This is a genomic window from Actinocatenispora sera, assembly GCF_018324685.1.
Lineage (GTDB): Bacteria > Actinomycetota > Actinomycetes > Mycobacteriales > Micromonosporaceae > Actinocatenispora > Actinocatenispora sera.
The window spans coordinates 60,393-83,403 of record NZ_AP023354.1 but is presented as its reverse complement, the minus strand read 5'-3'; the positions used below and the strand labels follow the sequence as shown (position 1 = coordinate 83,403).

Sequence of the window (23,011 nt, the reverse complement as noted above, 5' to 3'; positions counted from 1 at the left end):
CCCGGAACCACACCCGGCGACGAAACGGAGAGCTTTGGCATGGCGCGCAACGCATACCGACCGATCGGTGCTCGACTCACCACCCCGGCGCCGGGCCTTCGCCGGGCGGCCGCGGTCGCGGTCGCCGGCCTCGCCCTGCTGGGCGGCGTCGCCGGCTGCAACGCCAGGACGCCCGGCTCGACGGCCCCGCAGGGTTCGGCCGGACACCACGGTGCGTCCACCAGCGCGGACCCGACGCCGTCGGCGACCCACTCGTCGGCCCGCGCGGACGGCGGCGGCGCCGGTGGACAGGCCCAGCTCGTCCAGCTGAACGCGACCCAGCAGATGCGGTTCCAGCCGTCGAAGGTCGAGGTGCATCCGGGCCGGGTCACGGTGCGGCTGCACAACACCGGATCGATGCCGCACCAGTGGCAGGTCAAGGGCATCGACGGGGCCGAGATCGCCATCGTGGCCGGCGGCGAGACGCAGTCGGTGACGTTCTCGGTCCCGCGCACCGGCAGCTTCCGGATGGAGTGCTCCTGGCACGCCCAGCACGGGATGTACGGCACGTTCCTCGTGCGGGGCGGGCACAGCTAGTGTCCGGGCCCGAGGCGCCCGAGCCGGCCGGCGACGCGGACCGGCCGACTGGTCCGGTCCGGCGGGCCGTGCTGGTGGGCGGCCTCGGTGCGGTGGGTGCCGCGTTGACCGGCACCTGGTGGTGCCTGACCGGCCGGCAGCAGTTCGCGGCGGACGCGCCGGAACCCGCCGGTACGGTCGGCCCGCACGACGCCGTGGTGGAGCGCACCGAGCGGCACCGGCACTGGTCCGGGCGGACCAGTGCGATCACCCTGACCGCGCAGCCGGGCACCCTCGATCTCGCCGGGCGGCAGGCCCGCACCTGGCTCTACGGCGATGGTCCGATGTCCGCCGCGGTACGGATCGGGGCCGGCGACCGGTTGCGCGCCCGGCTGGTGAACCGGCTCGATGTGGCCACCACCGTGCACTGGCACGGGTTGCGCATCCGCAACGACATGGACGGCGTGCCTGGGCTCACGATGCCCGCGGTGCCGGCGGGCGGCACGTTCGACTACCGGTTCGTGGTGCCCGATCCGGGCACCTACTGGCTGCACTCGCACGTCGGGGTGCAACGCGACCGCGGGCTGTACGCACCGCTGATCGTCACCGACCCGCACGAGCCCGGCGACCACGACCACGACGAGACGGTCGTTCTGGACGACTGGACCGACGGCGTCGGCCCCACCCCGGACGCGATCCTCACCGAGCTGCGCTCCGGCCGCACCGGCGGCCCGGTGCGGCCGGTCATGGCGCCGTCGTCGCCGTGGGGGCCGATGCTGTCCGAGCTGACCTACCCGCTGCACCTGGCGAACGCCCGGCCGCCGGAGGACCCGTACGTGATCCGGGCGAAGCCGGGGCAGCGGTTGCGACTGCGGCTGATCAACGCCTCGGCGGCGACCCCGTACCGGGTCGCGTTCGCCGGACACCGGATGACCGTGACGCACGCCGACGGCTGGCCGGTACGACCGACCACAGTGGACACGTTGTTGATCGGCATGGCGGAGCGCTACGACGTGGTGGTCACCGTCGGCGACGGCGCGTTCGGCCTGGTGGCCGCGGCCGAGGGCGGCACGGGCGCCGCGCGGGTGGTGGTCCGGACCGGTTCCGGTGCGACACCGCCGCCGGGCGAGCGGCCGGCCGAGCTGACGCGCCGGCTGCTGCGCTACGCCGACCTGCATCCCGCGGCCGGCAGCACGCTGCCGACACGACCGGTGGACCGCACAATCCGGTTGCTGTTGAGCCAGGGCACGTCCCGCCGGCTGACCTGGCTGATCAACGACCAGGCGGGACCGCACGGCAAACCGGTGACCGTACGGCAGGGCGAGCGGGTGCGCATCGACCTGGTCAACGCGAGCGCGATGGCCCACCCGATCCACCTGCACGGCCACACGTTCGCGCTGGCCGACACCGGGCTGCGCAAGGACACCGTGGTCGTGCTGCCGGGCAAGACGACGTCGATCCGGCTGCAGGCCGACAATCCCGGCCGGTGGATGCTGCACTGCCACAACGCGTACCACATGGAGCTCGGGATGATGACCGAGCTCGACTACCTCACCTGACCGCCGCGGATCGCGTGCCGCGGCACCCAGGCGGCCCGCCGGTGCGTTCCCCGGTACTGCACGGGCGTCGCGGCGCGGGCCAGCACCCGGCGAAACGGTAGCGACATCAGTACGGCCAGCACGGCGGCGGCGCCCGCGATCAGGAACGAGGTGTGGGCGCCGTACCGGTCGGTGACCGTACCGGCGGCGCTGACGCCGATGCCGAGGCCGAGGCCGACGGTGGTCTGCACCCAGGAGTACCCCTCGGTGATCTTCTCCGCCGGTACCAGTTCCTGGATCAGCTCGTGCGCGCCGATCAGCGCCGGCGCCAACGCGATGCCGGCCACGACGACGCCCGCGGTCAGCAGGCCCATGTTCGGTGCGAGCATCACCGGGACCATGCCGACCAGCACGCAGGCGATCGCCAGCACGAAGCGGTTCGCCGCGTTGCCCCGCCAGGTACGCGAGCCGTACCCCAGGCCGGCGATCAGGCTGCCGACCGAGAACGCGGCGACGATCGGTCCGGACAGGCCGGTGTGGCCGTGTTCCTTGGTGTAGGCGACGATCGTGGCCTCGACCGCACCGAGGATGGTGCCGAGCGCCACGCACACCGCGGCGACGACCCGGATGCCGCCGATGCGCAGGACCGAACCGGAGTCGGCCGCCGGCCGCGGGTGCGGATCGCCGCCACCCTTGCGGGTGGCGAACAGGACGCCGCCGACCAGCGTGCAGGCCATCGCCCCGACGAAGCCGGCGGCGCCGGTGATCGAGGTGGCCAGCAGCGTGGCGAGCAGCGGGCCGAGGATGTAGACGAGCTCGTCGATCGCGGACTCCAGCGACAGCGCCACGCTCAGCGCGGGTGCGCCGGGCGGCGCCTGCGGGCCGCTGAGGATGTCGGTCCAGCGCGACCGCACCAGCGCGCCGATCGACGGGAAGGTGGTGCCGGCAACGAACCCGAAAGCCAGCAGCAACAGCTCGGGCCCGTGCAACAGGCAGCACAGCAGGATGGCGGTCAGCGCACCAGTGTGCGCGAGCACGATCGGCAGCAGTACCCGCCGCTGCCCCCACCGGTCGACCAGCCGACCGCGCTGCGCCGCGGTCAGCGACTGCGCGAGCAGCAGCGAACCGCTGAGCATGCCGGCCAGGGTGTACGAGCCGACGGTCGAGGTGACGAGCAGGATGCCGCTGATGCCCAGCATCGACATCGGCAGCCGGCCGACGAGGCCGGTGACAACGAACCCCTTGGTGTACGGGATCGACAGCAGCTTGCCGTAGTCGTTGCTCAACGCGTTCTCCCGACCGTCGCCCGCCGATCGCGGTGTGCCGTACCGGTTCCGAACGTCGCCCGCGGCCGGTGCTGCCCGGCCGGGTGATGGCCTGCGGGTGGAGGTTCGCCTGTGGTGAGCGCGATGCGGCGATGCGGTGGGTACGAACGGGTGCGTCGCCTCCGATGCGGACCCTACTGCCGATTTCCGTACCGAGATCGATTGCGGACAAACACTTCGGTGATGTTCTCGGTCGGCGGTTGCGGGATTGCTGGCACGCTGTGGGCACGCGGACGCCGCCGGACACGATGCGACGGCGGTGTCCGGCCGACATCCGCTCGCTGACAGCCGACGTCCGAGTACGGCACATCCGGCGGGCCGTTCCCCGCCACGAGGTGGGCGAGACATGAATCGGGGCCACGAATGAGCCGTGAGATCGGTACCCACTACGACGTCGTCATCATGGGTGGCGGGCCGGGCGGATCCACCCTGGCCACGCAGCTGGCCAGGACGACGGACCTGAGCGTCGCGATCTTCGACAAGGTCAAGTTCCCGCGGGAGCACATCGGCGAGTCGCTCGCGCACCCGTCGACCTCGGCGATGCAGCAGATCGGCGTGCTGGACAAGGTGATGAACGCCGACTTCACCGTCAAGAAGTACGGCGGCATCTTCTACTGGGACGGCACCGAGCCGACGGCCGGGTTCTTCGACCACGCGCACTGGGCCGAGGACGGGCAGTCCCGCTTCGCCTTCCATGTCAACCGGGAGGACCTCGACAACCTGCTCCTGCGGCACGCCGAGGAGCAGGGCGTGCACGTCTTCGAGGAGACCTCGGTGCAGGGCTACACGCGGCTGCCCGGCGGGTGCGAGGTGCGGCTCGCCGGCGGACGCACCGTGCACGGCACGTTCTTCGTCGACGCGTCCGGCCGCCGCAACAGCATCACCTCGCCGCAGCGGCGCCAGCACCTGTCGGCGTACCGCAACATCGCGGTGTGGCAGCACTACACGGGCTGCCGGCACGGTTACTCGATCGACCGCGACTGGAACATCTTCCACGACGGGTCCAAGTCGCCGATCGTGTGCTCGGCGTTCGAGGACGGCTGGGGCTGGTTCATCCCGGTACCGAAGAAGATCGACGGCCGCTGGGTGGTGACGCACTCGATCGGCATCGTGACGGTGCCCGAGGTGCTGCGCGAGGACGGGAAGGACTTCACCGATCCGGACGTGTTCCGCAAGACGATCGACCGGATCCCGCTGATCCGCGACCTCGCGACCGACGGTACGCCGATCCGGCGGAAGATGAGCACCGCGACGAACTACTCGATGATCAACGACGAGTTCGTCAACTTCGACGACAAGTGGCTGCTGGTCGGCGACGCCGCGTACTTCGTCGACCCGCTGTTCTCCTCCGGTGTCGCGTTCGCGATGCACCACGCGCTGTCCGCCGCCACCCTGATCCGCACCGCGGTCGACCCGAACATCCCGGAGCAGTACAAGCGGGACGTGTGGACCGACTACGACCGCGAGTGGCACGCCATCGCCGAGACGTACTCGCTGTCGATCGACCAGTGGTACCACGCGATCGGCGAGAACCACCCGCAGAGCGTGTACTGGAAGTCCCGCGGCAACACCGTCGATCTCGGCGTGCGCGAGGAGACGTTCGAGATCCTGCTGAGCACCGCGATGGACGCGGAACTGTTGCGCACCATGACCAAGCACAGCTACGCGGCCGAGGACCTCGACCCGGACGGCCCGTACGTGCGGGCGCTCGGCCTGGCCGACCCGGGGGAGCCGGGCGACGACGACGTGGTACGGATCGCCGAGGGCGCGACGATGCGGGAGAGTCTGGGGCTGGACCTGCCCGGCTTCAAGGGAAACCTGCCGCCGGTGTCGTTCGGCGTACCGGCGGAGTACCGGGACGCGGTCGCGCGGTACTGGAGCGACCCGATCGCGCACGGCGACGCGCTGCCGTCGCCGATGGCCAGTCCCGAGGTGTGCCACCGCTTCTCGGTACCCGGGGCGGACCGCGAGGTGCGCAGCTTCCCGGACCAGGACGGCGGTGTCGTGGTGTGGAAGGCGCTCTCGTCCGGCCCGCGTACCTACCGCGAGCTGCGCGGCGAGCTCAACGAGATCCAGCTCAACTTCATCAAGCTGCTGATGCGCGCCGGGGTCGTCGAGGTGGCGACGGCCGGGACCGCGCCGGCCGGGCCGGTACCGGTGCCGAGCGCCGACTGAGCGACGAACGGGAGGAGGGACAGCGATGGGCATCCTGGATGGGAAGAAGATCCTGGTCACCGGGGTACTGACGACGGCGTCGATCGCGTTCGAGGTGGCTCGGCTCGCGCAGCAGCAGGGCGCGACGGTGGTACTGACCGGGTACGGGCGGCTGAGCCTGGTGAAACGGATCGCGACGCGGCTGCCGGAACCCGCACCGGTGATCGAGCTCGACGTGACCGACGAGGAGCACCTCGACAGCCTGGCGGACCGGGTGCGCGAGCACGTGGACGAGCTCGACGGGGTACTGCACTCGATCGCGTTCGCGCCGGAGACGGCGCTGGGCGGCGAGTTCCTGCAGACCCGGTGGAGCGACGTGGCGACCGCGATGCACGTGTCCGCCTACTCGTTGAAGGCGTTGGCGATGGCGACCGCGCCGCTGATGCGTACCGGTGGATCGCTGGTCGGCATGGACTTCGACGCGCGGTTCGCCTGGTCGTCGTACGACTGGATGGGTGTGGCGAAGGCGGGCCTGGAGTCCTGCAACCGCTATCTCGCCCGGTATCTGGGGCCGAAGGGCGTGCGGTGCAACCTGGTCGCCGCCGGGCCGCTGCGCACCATGGCGGCGTCGAACGTCCCCGGCTTCGGCGAGTTCGAGGGTGCCTGGGCGGCGCGGGCGCCGATGGGCTGGAAGTCCGACGCGATCGAACCGGTGGCGCGGACCTGCATCGCGCTGCTGTCCGACTGGATGCCGGTGACCAACGGCGAGATCGTGCACGCCGACGGCGGCTACCACGCGGTGGGTGACTGAGATGACCGTGCTGGAGAACGTGCCCGCGACCGGCCGCCAGGCCGAGCCGGTACGCCGCTCGGTGTACCGGCTGGGCGCGGCGGCGACGCTGCTCGGTGTCGTCGCCGGCCTGGTGGTGACGGTCGTGCTGGAGCTCGGCGTACAGGACCCGTTCGGCGACGTGCCGACGCTGACGTACCTGAAGGGGATCCTCGCCGCCCGCAACGTCTGGCTCGTGGTGCACCTGGTGTTCGCGTTCGTGGTGCTGCTGAAGCTGGTGGGCCTGCTGAGCCTCGGCGACATCCTGGAGCAGGGGCCGGCCCGGCCCCTGGCCCGGGCGGCCGGCGGGCTCGCCATCTGTGGCGCCGCGATGTTCCTGATCACCATGGTGCACGACGGCTACCTGCACGAGTACCTGGCGACCAGCTGGGAGCAGGCGAACGCCGCGACCCGGCCGGAGTGGGTGCCGATCTTCGCCGAAGGCGTGCGGGACACGCTGGGTACCGAGCTCGGTTCGCTGGCCGCGATGACCGGCCTCGCCCCGATCGGGTACGGCCTGGCGATCCTGCTCGGGTCGCGGCTGCCGCGATGGGTCGGCTGGCTCGGCGTCGTCGGCGGCATCGGTGCCGTGTTCACCACCGGGTACTTGTGGATGACCGGCAACACCGACCTCGGCTACGCCGTGCTGTATCCGGTGTTCGCCACCCTGCTCCCGCTGATCTGGTACGTGGCGATCGCCGTGCTGTTGTGGCGGCGCGGCGGTGCGGCCGGCGCCTCGCCGGTGAACCCGCCGAGACACGCGCCGGCCGCCGGCCGGGCCGGCTACTGACCACCGTCGAGAGGGAGCGGTACCCGATGCGCCAGTTGACGGTCGTCCTCGGCACCGGTCGATGCGGTTCGACCCTGCTGTCGACGGTGCTGAACCGGCACCCGCGGGTGCTCAGCCTCAGCGAGTTCTTCACCTCGCTGGACCCGGACGCGTTCCCGGTCGAGGAGATCGACGGCGGACGCTTCTGGGCGATCCTGAGCACCCCGCGGTCGAAGGCGATGACCCAGCTGCGGCACGGCGTGGCGCCGGCCGAGTACCTGTACCCGTTCGGTTCCGGCCGGTTCACCGCGGAGACCGGGGTTCCACCGGTCAGCCTGGTGACGCTGCCGCACCTGTCCGACCGGCCGGACGAGGTACTGGACGAGATCGAGGCGGCGGTGACCGGCTGGGAGCGCGCGAGCGTGGCGGTCCAGTACGCGCGGTTGTTCGACTGGCTGTGCGACCGGTTTGACCGGGACGTGGTCGTGGAGCGTTCCGGGGCGTCGTTGCGGTTCGTCCCGGGGCTGCGTGCCTGCTTCCCGGACGCCCGCTACCTGTACCTGGACCGGGACGGCTCGGCCGCCTCGGCGTCGATGAGCCGGCACCCGTCGTTCCGGCTGGAGGTACGGGTGTTGGAGATGATGGACCTGCTCGGCGTCGATCCGTACCTGTCGCCGTCCGCCGGCCACGCCGACCGGTTGCCGCCGGAGCTGCGCTGCCTGCTGCCGGACCGCTTCGACGGCACGGCGCTGATGTCGCAGCCGATCCCGCTGCCGGTGTTCGGGATGATCTGGTCGCACCTGGTCGCCGACGGCGTCCGCGAGCTGGACGCGGTACCGACCGACCGGATCCGGTACCTGCGCTACGAGGACGTGCTGGCCGATCCGGTGCACCGCTTCCGCGAGCTGGCCGCGATGCTCGGCGTCGACGCGCCGGACGGATGGTTGGCCGAGGCGGTGACCCTGGTCCGACCGGGTTCGGGTACCGGTCGGTCGTCGGAGCCGCCGGAGGCGCAGCGCCGGGCCCTGCGGGAGGCCTGCGAGCCCGGCACCCGGGCGGTGCGGGCGCTGCGCGAGCGGCTGGCCCGCACTCCGTCCGGCTCGTCCTAGAGAGCCGGAGGAGCACGGTGAGCAGCCACGACGTTCAGGCCCTGTTGCTGGATCTGGCGATCATCCTGGCCGTTGCTCGGCTGTTCGGTGCGGTGGCACGCGCGCTGCGGCAGCCGGCGGTGGTCGGCGAGATCGTCGCCGGCGTGGCCCTCGGCCCGACGCTGCTCGGCCACACCCTGGACACGCGGCTCTTTCCCGCCTCGGTCGACGGTGCGCTGGTCTCGCTCGCCGACCTGGGCCTGATTCCGTTCATGTTCCTGCTCGGCTACGAGCTGGACCGTCAGCTGATCCGCGGCCGCGAGCGCGTCGCGGTGTCCGTGTCGATCGGGTCGATCGTGCTGCCGGCGGTGCTCGGGGTGGCGCTCGGCTGCTGGCTGGCGCACCGGCACCACAGCACGCAGCCGGTCGTCCTCGCGCTGTTCGTCGGTGCGGCGATGGCGGTGACCGCTTTCCCGGTACTCGCCCGGATCCTGACCGACAGCGGCCTGGAGCGCACCCGGCTGGGCGGTCTTGCACTGGCGAGCGCGGCGCTGGACGACGTGGTCGCCTGGGGCCTGCTGGCCGCGGTGGTGGCGATGGCGGGTGCGGCCGCCGGCACCGGCGGCCGGCTGATCTTCGCACCCGGGTACGTGGCGGTCCTCGTGTTCGTGCTGCGGCCGCTGCTGCGGCTGGTGGTGCGCAAGTCGGGGCCCACCCGCCTCGTCGTGATCGTGGTCGGGCTCGTGCTGTCCTCGCTCGCCACCGAGTGGCTGGGCATGCACCTGATCTTCGGCGCGTTCGCGTTCGGCGTCGCCCTGCCGCGCGGCGGCGACCTGGCCGCCGACCTGGTGCGCTACCTGCAGCCGGTCAGCGTGCTGCTGCTGCCGGTCTACTTCGTGCTGGCCGGCCGGACCGTCGACCTCACCGGCCTGGGTGCCGGCGGGCTGCTGGAGCTCGCCCTGGTCCTCGCGGTGGCCATCGGCGGCAAGTTCCTCGGTACCTGGGTCGGCGCGGTCGCCGCCGGTGCCGAGCGCCGGGAGGCGAGCGCGCTCGCCGCGTTGATGAACTCCCGTGGCCTGACCGAGCTGGTGATCCTGACCGTGGGGCTGCAGCTTCGGGTACTGGACGGCGCCCTCTACTCGCTGATGGTGGTCATGGCGTTGCTGACCACGGTGATGACCGGCCCGCTGCTGAGACTGGCCCGCCCGCACACCGAGGTCCCGGCCGTCACCGCCGAGCCGGTACCGGAGGCCGCCGCGCCGCGTTGAGTACCCGGCGGCCCCGGCTCGCGCCGATTCTGGGTCGTCGTTTCGGCATCGGCGTCGGTGGCGTTTCTGGCGGTGTGCCGAACCGGCGTGGTCGATCCTTCGTTTGCTCATTCAACTGTCGTGGCGGCAAGCACTCCCGGAATAAGTTTTCTTCTAAGTCCATCCGGTTACTGTGAGCGGCTGCTGGTACCGCCAATGTGGCTGCGAGCCGATCGTGGCGCGGGGTCTGTGTGCACCGGGGGTTGAGCGTGCCTGAATTCGGCGCTGCACGGAGTCGTTTCATCGGTCGGGATCGAGAATTGGCGGAGTTGGCGGATCTCGCGGGCCCGGACGGGCCGCGCGTGATCTCGTTGGTCGGCCCGGCCGGCGTCGGCACCTCGCGGTTGGCGCGCGAGTTTCTGCAGCGCTGGCGGCCGAACGGCGGCGGCGCAGCCGACCGGGCCACGGACGGACCGTGCGCGGACTCGCGGGCCACCGATCTTCGCTGGTTGTTGCGTACCGTCAGCGGTACCGAACTCTCCGACCAGCACGTGCTGGTCCGGCGCGGGGTGGTGCTGCTCGACGACGCCGATCGGCATCGCGACGCGGTCGCCACGCTGGTCCGCTCGCTGCTCCCGGTCTGCCCGCAGCTGCGTTTCGTGATCGCCGGCCGCGAGCCACTGCACCTGTACGGCGAGCAGGTCTATCCGGTCGGCCCGCTTCCGGTCGGTACCGCCGGGCAGGCCGACCCGGACGCGCTGGCCGCTGTGCCGGCCATCGAGCTGTTCGTCGACCGGGCCCGGAGCGTGCGGCCGGACTACCGGCCGACGCCCGACGACTACCGGTCACTGGCGGCGATCTGCCGGCTGCTCGACGGCCTGCCGCTCGCGATCGAGCTGGCCGCGGCCCGGATGACGCTGTTCCGGCCGAAGGCGTTGCTGCGCCGGCTCGGCGACGGCCTGGACGTGCTGGAGCCGCAGCCCACCGAAGTGCCGGTACCGCAGCGGTCCCTTCGGTCCGCCATCGGTGCGAGCCTCGACCGGCTCGGCCCGGCGGAGGGTGACCTGCTGGACGCGGTGTCGGTGTGCTCCGGCGGGTTCGACCTGGCCGCGGTCGAGGCGCTGACCGGCATCGACCCGGCGTCGGCGGAACGCACGATGGAGACGCTCACTGCGCGGTCACTGGTGCAGGTCGCGGCGCACCGGCCGGACGGCGAGCCGCGCTTTCGCATGCTGCACACCACCCGGCGCTACGCCGTCGAGCGGCTGCGCCGGTCGCATCAGGCGGACCGGGTCACCGACCGGCACGCGGCGTACTACCTCGACCTGGCTCGGACGCTGGCGCCGGACCTGTCCGGCCCGCGGCAGGGCGCCGCGCTGGCGGCGCTGGCCGACGAGCACGAGAACCTCCGGCACGCCTGCCACCATCTCGCCGGGACCGGCCGGGCGCCGGCGGTCCTCTCGCTGATCCTCGACGTCAGCCGATACGTGGTGGCCAGCGGCCGGGTCGCGGCCACCCACGGATGGTTGGGCCGTCAGCTCGCCGGCGCGGACCCGTCCGGCGCGGACGTGTCCGGCTGGCTGATGTACGCGGGGCTGTGCGCCTGCCTGCGGCAGGACCGGCGGGCCCGGACGCTGCTCACCGAGGTGGCGGCGCGGTGCCGGCGTACCGGTGACGAGCGCCGCGAGGCGCTGGCGCTCGGCCTGCTCGGACAGATCGCGCTGATGCGCCGGCAGTACGACGAGGCCGCCCGGCGGTGGGCGCAGAGCCGGGCGTGCGGCCGGGCCCGCGGCATGACCGGCATGCTGGTGGCGGACGGCATGGCGACGCTGGCGCTGCTGCGCGGTGACCTGACCGCGGCGGCGCGGCTGTGTGACCGGCATGCGTCGGCGTCGGCCGGCGACACGCTGGTCGGCGCGGTACTGGCGGTGCGGGCCGGCACCGTGGCCGGTGCGGCCGGCGACCCGACCGGCGCGCAGGCCCGCACCCGGGACGGCTTGCGACAGTTCCACCAGCTGCAACACCGGCCCGGGGTGGCGTTCGCCCTGGAGTCGCTGGCCGTCCTCGCCGCGCGCGGCCGGGATCCGCGGCAGTGCACGCTCGCCGCTCGGCTGGTCGGTGCGGCCGAGACGATCCGGGCGACGGCCGGCTCGGTGTACCCGAGTTGCCCGCCGGGGGCGCTCGACCAGGCGCTGGTGCGGTTGCGGGACGCGGTGGGCGAGCCGGTGTTCCGGCGGGAGCGGCTGGCGGGGCGTCGTGCCACGCTGGCCGACGCGGTCGGGCTGGCGCTCGGCGAGGCCGAGGTGCCGGCCCCGGCGACGCGCCACCCGGCCCCGCCGGAGACGCCGTTGACCGCGCGGGAGCTGCAGGTGGCGCGGCTGGTGGCGGCGGGGCACACCAACCGGCAGGTGGCCGTGGATCTGGACATTTCCGAGTGGACCGCGATCAATCATCTGCGGCACGTCATGCGGAAGCTCGACTGTCGTTCTCGGGTCGGCGTCGCCCAGTGGATTCTGCACGCCGAACTTCCTTTATCACGGGAGTACTGAACGAGTCCACCGCGGTCGTTGCCGCGCTTTCGGCCTTTGCTCGCGCCACCGTGGAATCATGCTGCGCGTTCGCCGTTTTGGTAACGGCGGGATAACGGGAACGGCGACTCTCGGTGTTGTCACGACCGCGCTGCCGCGGCGTACCGGTTCGGTGCCCGCCGACCCCTCCGAAGTGCGAGAACGCGCAGTACCGCAGTGTCGGTGAAGGCAAATACTTCGGCTATTCCATCGGTTTACCGGTACCGCCCCGATGGCATCCTGAGCGACATCGACGGCGATGAATTGCGAGGCTGCGAAGTTTCGAATTCCGGCGTCGCGCCGGGCGGCGTCAAATGGTCGACCGGTACCTGTCAGGCGAGTGAAGGCGATGTGAAGTCGGGAGCGTTCATGCGGGACATCGCGATAATCGGCATGAGTTGCCGGTTCCCGGGTGCACGGGATCTGACCGACTTCTGGCGGCTGGCCAGTTCGACCGAACGGCAGTTTCGCCCGGTCCCGGCAGCGCGCTGGGACCACTCGCGCTATTTCGACCCGGACGACCGGCGGTCGGACAGCAAGAGCTACACCGACCGGGTCGCCTACCTCGACCGGGTCGACGAGTTCGACGCGGTGCACTACCGGATGTCGCCCCGGCGGGTCCGCAACACCGACCCGCAGCACCGGCTGCTGCTCGACGTGGCGCGCGAGGCGGTGCAGGACGCCGGATGGGAACGCCGCCCGTACGACGCGGTCAACACCGGCGTGTACTTCGCCCTCAGCTCGGCCGAGTTCAACCAGCTGACGCCCGGCGCGGCCGGCATCGACCCGTACGCCGTGCCCGGCTCGCTGCTGAACATGGCCGCGGCGACGGTCAGCCAGCACTTCGATCTCGGCGGGCCGAGCTTCACCGTCGACTCCGCCTGCTCGTCCGGACTGACCGCGCTGCACGAAGCGGTCACCGCGCTGCGAGCCGAGGTGTGCACCGAGGCGCTCGTCGGCGGGGCCTACCTGAGCCTCGCACCGGTCGGGCTGGTCGGCTTCTCCCGGGTCGGCGCGCTGTCGACGGCCGGTGTGTGCCGGCCGTTCGACCGGCGCGCGGACGGGTTCGTGCTCGGCGAGGGCGTCGGCGTCGTGGTACTGCGGCCGCTCGCCGCGGCGCTCGCCGCCGGCGACCGGGTGTACGCGGTGATTCGCGGCATCGGCTGCTCCAACGACGGCACCGCGGACGGGCCGATGACGCCGCGCGAGGACGGGCAGGTCCGGGCGATGACCCGGGCGTACTCCGACGCCGGGGTGGCACCGGGGTCGGTCGGGCTGATCGAGGCGCACGGTACGGCGACGGTGGTCGGCGACCGGGTCGAGCTGTCGTCGCTGACCCGGGTACGGGCCGGGGACGATGCCGCCCGCCCGGTCCCGCCGGCGTACCTGACCTCGATCAAGGCGCTCGTCGGCCACGCGCTGACCGCCTCCGGGCTGGCCAGCCTGATCAAGACGACACTCGCCCTGCACCACGGCACGATCCCGCCGCAGCCGGCGACCGACGTGGAGGACGCGGCCCGGCTCGAGCGGGCCGGACTGCGGCTGCCGGCGACGGCGGTACCGTGGCCGGCCGATCCGGCGACGCCGCGCCGGGCCGGGATCAACTCGTTCGGCTTCGGCGGGACCAACGTGCACGTCGTCCTGGAGGAGGCGCCCGAGCCGCCGGCCCCGGAACCGGCCGAACCGCGACCCGAACTGTTCGTCTTCACCGCCGGCACGATCGAGCGGCTGGACGGCTACCTGCGCCGGTTCCTCGACTGGGCCGACCGGGAGGGCCTCGGTACCGCCGACGACCTCACCCGGCTCGCCGCGACGCTCGGCACCCGGCGCCCGCTGCGCGCCCGGCTCGCCATCGTCGCGGCGTCCTGGGCCGAGCTGCGGGCCAGGATCGAGGCGGCGCTGCCGCGGCTTGCCGGTACCGACACGGGGCGGCTCGACGACGGCGTGTACCTGGCGCGCAGCACCGTGCGGGACGCGGCCCGGGTCGTCGCGTTCGTCTACCCGGGGCAGGGCAGTCAACGGCCGGACATGCTGCGCGACCTGTACGACCGGTTCCCGGTGTTCGCCGCCGCGGCGAACCGGCTGGACGACCGGGTCCGCACCGGCTCCGGCTTCTCGGCGCTGGACGCCGTGTACGGCGCGGACGCCGACACCGAGGCGGGCCGGCACCGGCTGACCGGTACCGACGTGTGCCAGCCGGCCCTGGGCATTCTCGGGGTGGCGGCGACCCGGCTGCTCGCTCGTTGCGGTGTGACGCCGGACGTGGCGCTGGGGCACAGCGTCGGCGAGTTCCCCGCGGCGGTCGCGGCGGGCGCTCTGCCGGACGACGCCGCGGTGACGATGATGGCGCGCCGCGGCGCCGCGATGCGGGCGGCGGAGGCCACCGAGCGGGGCGGCATGCTCGCCGTCCAGGCCGGCCCGGACCGGGTCGCCGAGCTGCTCGACGGCATCGCCGGGCTGTGGCCGGCCTGCTACAACCATCCGCGGCAGACCGTGGTGGCCGGTACCGTCGCGGCGCTGGCGGAGTTCGAGCAGCGGCTGGCCGCGGAACGGATCGGCAGCCAGCCGCTGACGGTCTCCAACGCGTTCCACACCCCGCTGCTGGACTCGGCCCGGGACGAGATCCGGGCCGCGGTGCCGGCCGCCGCGATCCTGCCGCCGACCCGGACGTTCGTCTCCTCGGTCTCCGGTACCGGTGGTGCACAACCGGCCGAGCTGGCCGAGCTGTGGCGCCGGCATGCGGGTGCGCCGGTACGGTTCGCCGACGCCGCTCGCACCGCGTACCAGGCGGGTGCCCGGATCTTCGTGCAGGTGCTGGGCGGGTCCGCGCTGCTGCGGACGGTGCGGCAGAACCTGCGGGACCGCACCGACTGCCACTACGTGTCGGTGACCGGCGAGGGGCCGGACGACGCCCGCAGCTTCCTCACCGGGCTGGCCCAGCTCGTCACGCTCGGCGTGGACGTGGACGGCTCCGGCATCACCGCCGCGCCGGGCCGGCTGCTCAGCCCGCCGGTGACGCCGCTGGCCAACCGCAGCTACCCGACCCCGCCGTGGCCGGACGTCGACGCGTTCCTGCACCCCGAGACCGACCCGGCCGGGCAGCTCGCCGGTCGTACCGGCGCCGGCGACCCGGCCGGCTTCCGGTCGAACGGCGCGACCGTGCCGGTACGGCCCGGTCCGCCGGCAGCGGACGCGACCGCCGGTGCGCCGAACGCGGCCGGTCGTCCGAAACCACCGCAGGCACCCGCCGGTTCGCGCCCACCGGACGCGTCGTCGGCGCGCGCCGGATCGCGGCCGACCCAGGTACCCGTTGCAGCGAGCCAGGAGGACCAGCCGGTGAGCGAACTCGTCAACCTGTTCCGGGAGCAGATCGCGCTGCTGCGGTCGCTGGATCCGGGCGCCACCAACGCTTCGCGGGCCGCCGCGGAACCGGACCGGCCGCAGCCGGACGCCGCAACCGCCGACCGGCGGCTGGTCGGAGCCGCCGACCCGCGGCTGGTCGCCGCAGCGGCCGACCCGCGGCCGGTCGCGACCCCGGCGCCGGGCTCGGCGGTGATGTCCGGGCGTGACGAGGTCGCGACCGTCGTCTACCGCGAGGTGGCCCGGATCAGCGCGTTCCCGGTCGACCACTTCACCGGTACCGAACTGCTCGTGCAGGAGCTCGGGTTCGACTCGCTGATGGTCACCGAGCTGCTGTCCGCGCTGACCCGGGTCTGGCCGGCACTGGCCGGAGCCGGTACCGACCTGCCGGCTCGTCCGACGCTGCGCGAGATGGTCGACGCCATCGCCGAGATCGTGCGTCCGGGCGACACCGTGCCGGCAGCGGCCGCCGCCCTCGGCGGCCACCCACCCGCGGCTCCGACACCGGACCCGACTCCCCCTGCGGTGTCGGAGCCGCGGCCCACCGAACCCGGCCCGGGCGCGGTGACACCCGAACGCGGCCTCGCCGACATGCCGGAACTGGCCGGGCACGACGAGGAGCTGGCCCGGCTCGGGCGCAACCCGTACTTCCTGACGCACGAGGGCAACGCCCGGCAGACGACCCGGATCGACGGGCAGGAGCTGGTCAGTTTCTCCAGCTACAACTACCTCGGACTGTCCGGGCATCCGCAGGTCAACGAGGCGGTCTTCGAGGCGGTCCGGCGGTACGGCACCTCGGTGTCGGCGAGCCGCTTCCTGTCCGGGAACCGGCCGCTGCACGACGAGCTGGAGGTCGAACTGGCCGCCCTGCTGGGCGCCGAGGCGTGCCTGGCGATGGTCAGCGGGCACGCGACGAACGTGTCGGTCATCGGCCACCTCGTCGGCCCCGGCGACCTGATCGTGCACGACGAGCTGGCGCACGACAGCATCCTGCAGGGTTGCGCGCTGTCGGGCGCGACGCGCCGACCGTTCGCGCACAACGATCCGGCCGCACTGGACGCGGTACTCGGCCGGCACCGGCCGCGGCACCGCCGCTGCCTGGTCGTCGTCGAGGGCGTGTACAGCATGGACGGCGACATCGCGCAGCTGCCGGAGCTGATCGCGGTGAAGCAGCGGCGCGGTGCGCTGCTGATGGTCGACGAGGCGCACAGCATCGGTACCGTGGGCGCGCACGGCGGCGGGATCGGCGAGCACTTCGACGTCGACCGGTCCACTGTGGACATCTGGTCCGGCACGCTGTCGAAGTCGCTCGCATCCTGCGGCGGCTACGTCGCCGGCGCCCGCACGCTGATCGAGTACCTGCGGTACACGGTGCCCGGGTTCGTCTACAGCGTCGGGATGACGCCGGCGAACACGGCGGCGGCGCTCGGTGCGCTGCGCGCCATGCGCGCCGAGCCGGCCCGGCTGGCCCGGCTGACCGCGAACTCCCGGCTGTTCCTGGATCTCGCCCGCAAGGCCGGTATCGACACCGGCACCAGCCGGGACTCCCCGGTGGTGCCGTGCATCGTGGGCGACTCGGCCCGCTCCCTCGCGCTGTGCCACGCGCTCTTCGATCGCGGCATCAGCGTCAACCCGATCATGTACCCGGGGGTGCCCGAGGAACTGGCCCGGCTGCGGTTCTTCGTCACCTCCGAGCACACCACCGAGCAGCTCGAACGGACCGTGCAGGTCGTCGCCGAGGAACTCGGCCGGCTTCGCACACCGCTGGCGCCCACCCCCGCGTGAGGCGCACCCGACGGCTCCGGTGACCGACCGACGCGTCGATCCCCGGGCCCGATCCCCCTTCGTACGCGATGAATGGACTCACTGTGGAATGGTTGACGGGCAGGATCTTCACCTGCCAGGCCGTGAACACGTCGGTCGACATCGAGGAACGCGCGCTGCGGATGGCTGCGGTGCTCGGCGGCCGGGGCGTGTGTGCGGGCGACCGGGTCATGCTGGCGGCCAGCAACTCGGCCGACTACGTCGTGGCGCTGCTCGCCCTGATGCATCTGGACGTGTCGATCGTGCTGGCCGACGACCGGGAGACCGAGGCGGAGCGGGTGCGGATGGCCCGCCGGGCCCGGGCCCGCTGGGTGGTCCGGGGCGACCTCGACGAAAGCACCGGCGGGGCCGACGTGGTGTCGCTGGCGAGCCTGGTCAAGGAGGAGGCGGACGCGACCTCCGACGTCGACGTGCTGTCGTTCGCGGCCTGGAACCGGCGCACCGACGCGCTCATCACCTGGTCGTCCGGGTCCACCGGCATCCCGAAGGGCATCGTGCGCTCCGGCCGCGGGTTCCTGCACGACCTGGAGCGCACCCGGGAACGCATGGCGTACCGCAACACCGACGTGCTGCTGCCGCTGGTGCCGTTCTCCCACTTCTACGGGCTGACGCTGCTGGTCATGTCGTGGACGCTCGGCTGCTCGCTCGCGATCGCGCCGCTCGGCCGGCTCGACCAGGCGGTCAAGCTGGCCGCGGACAGCGGCGCGACGGTGCTGGACGCCGCGCCGTCGACCTACCACAGCCTGCTCAAGCTGATGGACCGCCGGCCGGAGATCGCCCGTGACCTCGCCTCGGTACGGATGTTCTGCGTCGGCGGTTCCCCGATGCCCCGGTCGCTCGCCGACCGGTTCCAGGAGCGGCTCGGGCTGCCGCTGCTCGACGGGTACGGCAGCAACGAGGCCGGCAACGTCGCGCTGGCAGCTCCCGGCAACGCGGTCGGCTGCGGGCGCCCGCTGCCCGGGGTCGAGGTCACCATCGTGGACGGTGACGGGCATCCGGTGCAGGCCGGGGAGAGCGGCGAGATCTGGGTGCAGTCCCCGAGCCTGATGCAGGGCTACCTGAGCGGTGACGGGTCGATCGAGCCGCGCGGTGACGGGCCGTACCGGACCAACGACCTCGGCTACGCCGACGCGGACGGGAACATCGTCGTGCTCGGCCGCAAGTACGCGGTGCACCGGCTCGGGCACACGCTCTACCCGGAGGCGATCGAGCGGAAGGCCGAGATGTGCGGCCGGCCGGTCAAGATCGTCGCGGTCTCCGACGAGGGGCGCGGTACCCAGCTGGTGCTTTTCGTGGCCGACGGCAGCGGACAGCCGGCCGCCGAGCTGCGGCGCGAGATCGCTGCCCTGCTGCCGGACTACGAGCGTCCGAACAAGGTGGCGGTCCTGCCGTCGTTCCCGCTCAACCGCAACGGAAAGCCGGATCTCGCCCGGTTGCGCGACATGGCGCAAGAACTGGTCGGGCCGGCCCGGCGGCCGGCCGCGAACGGCGACGACGCGATGGTGCTGCTGCCCGGCGTGGCGACGACCGGCGGCGAGGGCGACGTGCCGTTCCCGGCTCGGGTGGCCGGGCTGCGGGCGGTGCTGGAACTGCTGCGGGACCGGCCGGAGGAGGTACGCCGGATCCTGACCCGGATCTCGCTGCACCGCGCGGTTGACATGGAGATCGACGGGTCGATCCACACGCTGGCCGGCGCCGTCGACGAGGTGCTGCGCAACGGACCGCAGGCGGTACGCCGGATGGCCGTGTTCATGCCGTCCAACGTGCTGCTCTACTCGTACGTGCTGTACCTGCTGGTGCCGGCGCTGTTCGTGGAGGACATCGCGTTCCGGCCGTCCAGCCAGGTCGCCGAGGTCACCCGGGAGCTGCACGAGCTGCTGGCGCCGGTACACCAGATTCCGATCGAACTCGCCTCGCTGAGCCAGCGCAAGTTCGTCGGCGGACCGGTCGCCGACGCCGACGTCGTGGTGTTCACCGGCACGTACCACAACGCCGAGGCGGTGCGCGCCCAGCTGCGCACCGACCAGCTGTTCATGCTGTTCGGCCAGGGTGCCAACCCGTTCGTGGTGGCGCCGGACGCCGACCTGGACCTGTCCATCGACGACGCGGTACGGATCCGGATGCTCAACTCCGGCCAGGACTGCTTCGGCCCGGACGTGTTCTTCGTCCCCGAGCAGGACGCGGCCCGTTTCGTCGAGGGGATCGGGAAACGACTGTCCGCCATGACGTTCGGCGACTGCGCCGACCCGGCCGCGGACTACGGACCGATCTGCTACGACAGCGCGTTGACCGCGGTGACCGAGTACCTGCCGCGCAACGCCGGTTACATCGTGCAGGGCGGCGCGGTCGACTTCCGTACCCGGCAGGTGCATCCGACGATCCTGCTGCGCGACTTCGATGCGCCGATGTCGCTGACCGAACTGTTCTGCCCGGTGTTCAACGTCGTCAGCTACACCGACCGGGAACAGCTGCGCACCCGGCTGACCGAGCCGTCGTTCCAGGACCGGGCGATGGGCGCGATGGTGTACGGGCACGCGCCGGATCTGGTGGAGCAGCTGGGGAAGCGGCACGTGGTGGCGGTGGACCGGACCCTGCTGGACGTCGACGACGGGAACCGCCCGTTCGGCGGCCGCGGCATCATGGCCAACTACGTCAGTCATCGCAAGCGGCGCTGGGCCCAGCCGCTGCTGATCTCGAAGGTGGTGGCGGACGAATGCCCGGTACGCGGATGACCTCGTATCCCGGCGCGTGGCAGGCGGTGGTCGACTTCCTGACCACCCGCGGCGTGGACACCGTGTTCGGCCTGCCGGCCGACGACCTGACCGTACTGGATGCGTTGCGGGACGGCGAGATCCGGTTCGTGCTCAACCGCGACCAGCGCAACGCCGGCTTCATGGCGACCGGGTACGCGCTGCAGAGCGGCAACCCGGCGGTGTGCCTGATCGGCAAGGGGCCGGCAAGCACCAACGTGCTGACCGGGGTACTGGAGGCCGCGGCGTCGGCCGCGCCGCTGGTGGTGCTCGCCGCCGGTACCGCGGTCGCCCGGCGCGGTGCGCGGGCCTTCCAGGAGCTGGACCAGGTGGCGCTGCTGCGGCCGCTGACCAAGTGGGCGTACCGGGTCGACCATCCGGACCGGCTCGTCCCGGCGCTGGAACGGGCGTTCACGACGGCGGCGGCCGGCGCGCCTGGGCCGGTGTACCTGGAGATCGCCGACGACCTGTCCGATGCCGTCGTACCCCGGACGCGGCCGTGGCGGGACGTCGCCCCGCAGTACCCGGGGCCGGACGCGGCCGCCGCGGCGACCGCGTGGTCGGCGGTGTGGGCGAGCCGGCGCCCGATCCTGGTGGTCGGCGGTGGGATGCGGCACCGCAACGGTTCCGCCGTGGTGGAGCAGCTGGCGACCGGTCTCGGCGCGGCGGTGTTCAGTACCGCGTCCGGCCGGGGTGCCGTGGACGAGGCGCACGAGCTGTGCTGCGGAGTCTGCGGCCTGTACTCGCCGACCGAGGCGGTCGAGCTGTGGCGCGACACCGACCTGGTGATCACGCTGGGCAGCCGGCTGGAGGAGACCGCGACGTTCGGCACCGGCTTCGCACCGGCCGGCGTACCGGTGGTGCAGGTCAACATCGACGCGACCGAACTGAGTACCGAGTTCGCCGGGCCGTCGGTGGTCGCGGACGCCGGGCGCGTGGTCGAGGACTGGTGTGCCCGGCTCGCCGTCGGCCGCCGTGAGCCCGACCCGGTCTGGGTCGACCGTGCGGGTGCCGTGTCGGTACGGGCGCGGCAGCGGGTCGAAGCGGACACGGCCGCGGCGCGGGCATCGAGCGCGCCGCGCATCGCCGCCCTGCTCGCCTCGTTGGCCGAGCGGTTGCCGGCGGAGCACGTGCTGGTGCAGGAGAACGGGCTGCAGGACATGTGGTCCTACTTCTTCCCGTTCTGGCGCTGCGCCGGGCCGGCGAACTCGATCGTCCCGTCGGAGCAGACGAGCCTCGGCTTCGGCGCCGCCGCGGCCGGCGGGGTCAAGCTCGCCGCGCCGGACCGTACCGTCGTGGCACTCGTCGGCGACGGCGCGTTCGGAATGCTCGGCGCCGACCTCGCGGTACTGGCCGAGCAGCGGATCGGCGTGCTGTTCGTGGTGCTGGACAACGGCGGGTACGGCTGGCTGCAGTCGCAGTGGGACAAGCGATCCGAGGGTGGCGACCGGTTCCGTTTCGTCGCCTCGCCCGGACTGCGCGAGCTGCCCGCCGCGGTACATCGGGCGGTCGTATCGACCGCCGACGCGATCGACGCCGAGCTGGACCGCGCGCTCAAGGAGTGCGCGGCCGGCCGGGTGGCGGTGGTCGAGGTACCGGTGGCGTTGTCCGACGTCCCGGCCGACCTCGACGAGCTGGACGGTGACTTCCCGGCGGTCGAGGACCGCTGACGGCCCCACTGCACCGCGCCGCGGTGCACGCGACAGCATCGGAGCAGAAGGTCATGAACCCACAACCAGCACGGCGCCGGGTGGTCATCACCGGCCGCGGGGCGATCACCCCGATCGGGCTCAACGTCGCCGAGTTCTGGGCGTCGCTGATGGCCGGCCGCAGCGGCATCGGCCCGATCACCTCGTTCGACGCGAGCGGCCTGCCGGTGCGGATCGCCGGCGAGATCAAGGGATTCGAGCCGACCGACTGGATGGAGCGCAAGGTCTCCCGGCGGATCGACCGGTTCGCGCACTACGCGATCGCCTCGACGCTGCAGGCGCTGGAGGAGTCGAAGCTGACGATCGACGACGACATCGCGCCGCGGGTCGGCGTGCTCGTCGGTTCCGGGTTCGGCGCCACGCTGATCCTGCACCACAGCGCGATCAACATGGTGGAGAAGGGATTCCGTGGCCTGACCCCGTGGATCACCGCGGGCGCGGCGATCGACAGCGCGGCCGGTGAGGTGGCGCTGCGCGTCAACGCGCAGGGGCCGAGCGGAGCCATCAGTACCGCGTGCGCGTCCGGCACCGACGCGGTCGGCATGGGCATGCGCATGATCATGTACGGCAACGCCGACGTGGTGCTCGCCGGCGGCTCGGACAACTCGGTGACCTCCGTCGACGTCGGCTCCGCGGCGATGTCGCGGGCGCTGTCGAAGCGCAACGACGACCCGGAACGGGCCAGCCGCCCGTTCGATGTCGACCGGGACGGATTCGTCGTGTCCGCCGGCGCCGGCATGGTGGTACTGGAGGAGCTGGAGCACGCGCTCTCCCGCGGCGCACTGATCCTCGCCGAGGTGATCGGGTACGGCGCGAGCACCGATGCGTACCACCCGACCGCGCCGCACCCGACCGGCCGCGGTGCCCGGCAGGCGATGCAGGCCGCGTTGACCGACGCCGGCGTGCGGCCGGAGGACATCGACTACATCAACGCGCACGGCACCAGTACGGTGCTCAACGACCGGACCGAGTCGCAGGCGATCCGCACCCTGTTCGGCGAGCACGCGCTGCGCATCCCGATCTCGTCGACGAAGTCGATGACCGGGCACATGATCGGCGCGGCCGGCGTGGTGGAGCTGATGGCCACGGTCAACGCGATGCTCGACGGCCGGGTGCCGCCGACGATCAACTGCGACAACCCCGAGGACCCCGAGCTGAACTACGTGCCGCACAAGCCACAGGAGCATCGGGTCGACGTGGCGATGAGCAACTCGTTCGGCTTCGCCGGGCACAACGCGGTGGCCGTGGTCCGCCGGTGGCAGGGCTGATCCCGTCGCCGAACCGACTTTCCGAACT

General features: G+C 72.4%; 13 protein-coding genes. 12 read left to right on the top strand and 1 reads right to left on the bottom strand.

Translation table 11 applies throughout. The features are described 5' to 3' along the window. Positions 1 to 39: 39 nt before the first annotated feature. Together Asera_RS00310 and Asera_RS00305 are read left to right on the top strand one after the other, a co-directional pair. Entirely contained in the window at positions 40 to 576 is a 537-nt protein-coding gene (locus Asera_RS00310) for a cupredoxin domain-containing protein (RefSeq protein ID WP_030444985.1), read from the top strand. Continuing rightward, the gene (locus Asera_RS00305) at positions 576 to 2,114 is read left to right on the top strand and encodes a multicopper oxidase family protein (protein ID WP_051801895.1); all 1,539 of its coding nucleotides are present in this window, start codon (positions 576 to 578) and stop codon (positions 2,112 to 2,114) included. The genes Asera_RS00310 and Asera_RS00305 overlap by 1 nt, the downstream gene beginning before the upstream one ends. On the opposite strand, the gene Asera_RS00300 is transcribed toward Asera_RS00305, so the two are convergent. After that, a complete protein-coding gene (locus Asera_RS00300) occupies positions 2,102 to 3,379 on the bottom strand; it encodes an MFS transporter (protein WP_051801896.1) in 1,278 nt (425 codons plus the stop codon). The two genes, Asera_RS00305 and Asera_RS00300, sit on opposite strands and share 13 nt — an antisense overlap. 402 nt (positions 3,380 to 3,781) lie before the next feature. On the opposite strand from Asera_RS00300, the gene Asera_RS00295 reads away from it, so the two are divergent. The 10 genes from Asera_RS00295 to fabF all read left to right on the top strand — a co-directional run bounded on the left by Asera_RS00295 (position 3,782) and on the right by fabF (position 22,983). Further along, positions 3,782 to 5,593, top strand: a complete 1,812-nt coding sequence (locus tag Asera_RS00295; RefSeq protein ID WP_051801897.1) for an NAD(P)/FAD-dependent oxidoreductase — start codon at positions 3,782 to 3,784, stop codon at positions 5,591 to 5,593. A gap of 25 nt (positions 5,594 to 5,618) precedes the next feature. After that, on the top strand, positions 5,619 to 6,383 hold the full coding sequence (gene fabI, locus Asera_RS00290) for an enoyl-ACP reductase FabI (protein ID WP_030444989.1): 765 nt from the start codon (positions 5,619 to 5,621) through the stop codon (positions 6,381 to 6,383). Further along, positions 6,376 to 7,191 carry a DUF4386 family protein gene (locus Asera_RS00285; RefSeq protein ID WP_157034663.1) on the top strand — a complete coding sequence of 272 codons (816 nt, stop codon included), beginning with the start codon at positions 6,376 to 6,378 and terminating at the stop codon, positions 7,189 to 7,191. The genes fabI and Asera_RS00285 overlap by 8 nt, the downstream gene beginning before the upstream one ends. 26 nt (positions 7,192 to 7,217) lie before the next feature. Further along, entirely contained in the window at positions 7,218 to 8,279 is a 1,062-nt protein-coding gene (locus tag Asera_RS00280) for a sulfotransferase (RefSeq protein ID WP_030444991.1), read from the top strand. Between the two features lie 17 nt (positions 8,280 to 8,296). Then, positions 8,297 to 9,526, top strand: a complete 1,230-nt coding sequence (locus Asera_RS00275) for a cation:proton antiporter (protein WP_030444992.1) — start codon at positions 8,297 to 8,299, stop codon at positions 9,524 to 9,526. Positions 9,527 to 9,834: 308 nt separating this feature from the next. Then, a complete protein-coding gene (locus Asera_RS00270) occupies positions 9,835 to 12,054 on the top strand; it encodes an ATP-binding protein (protein ID WP_157034664.1) in 2,220 nt (739 codons plus the stop codon). A 387-nt stretch (positions 12,055 to 12,441) separates the two neighbouring features. Then, positions 12,442 to 17,217: a type I polyketide synthase gene (locus Asera_RS00265; RefSeq protein ID WP_084131036.1), complete on the top strand. Its 4,776-nt coding sequence runs from the start codon at positions 12,442 to 12,444 to the stop codon at positions 17,215 to 17,217. 83 nt (positions 17,218 to 17,300) lie between these two features. Further along, positions 17,301 to 19,988, top strand: a complete 2,688-nt coding sequence (locus tag Asera_RS00260) for an aldehyde dehydrogenase family protein (protein ID WP_211255493.1) — start codon at positions 17,301 to 17,303, stop codon at positions 19,986 to 19,988. Continuing rightward, on the top strand, positions 19,985 to 21,676 hold the full coding sequence (locus Asera_RS00255; protein ID WP_030444996.1) for a thiamine pyrophosphate-binding protein: 1,692 nt from the start codon (positions 19,985 to 19,987) through the stop codon (positions 21,674 to 21,676). The genes Asera_RS00260 and Asera_RS00255 overlap by 4 nt, the downstream gene beginning before the upstream one ends. A 53-nt stretch (positions 21,677 to 21,729) precedes the next feature. Next, on the top strand, positions 21,730 to 22,983 hold the full coding sequence (fabF, locus tag Asera_RS00250) for a beta-ketoacyl-ACP synthase II (RefSeq protein ID WP_030444997.1): 1,254 nt from the start codon (positions 21,730 to 21,732) through the stop codon (positions 22,981 to 22,983). Positions 22,984 to 23,011 lie beyond the last annotated feature (28 nt).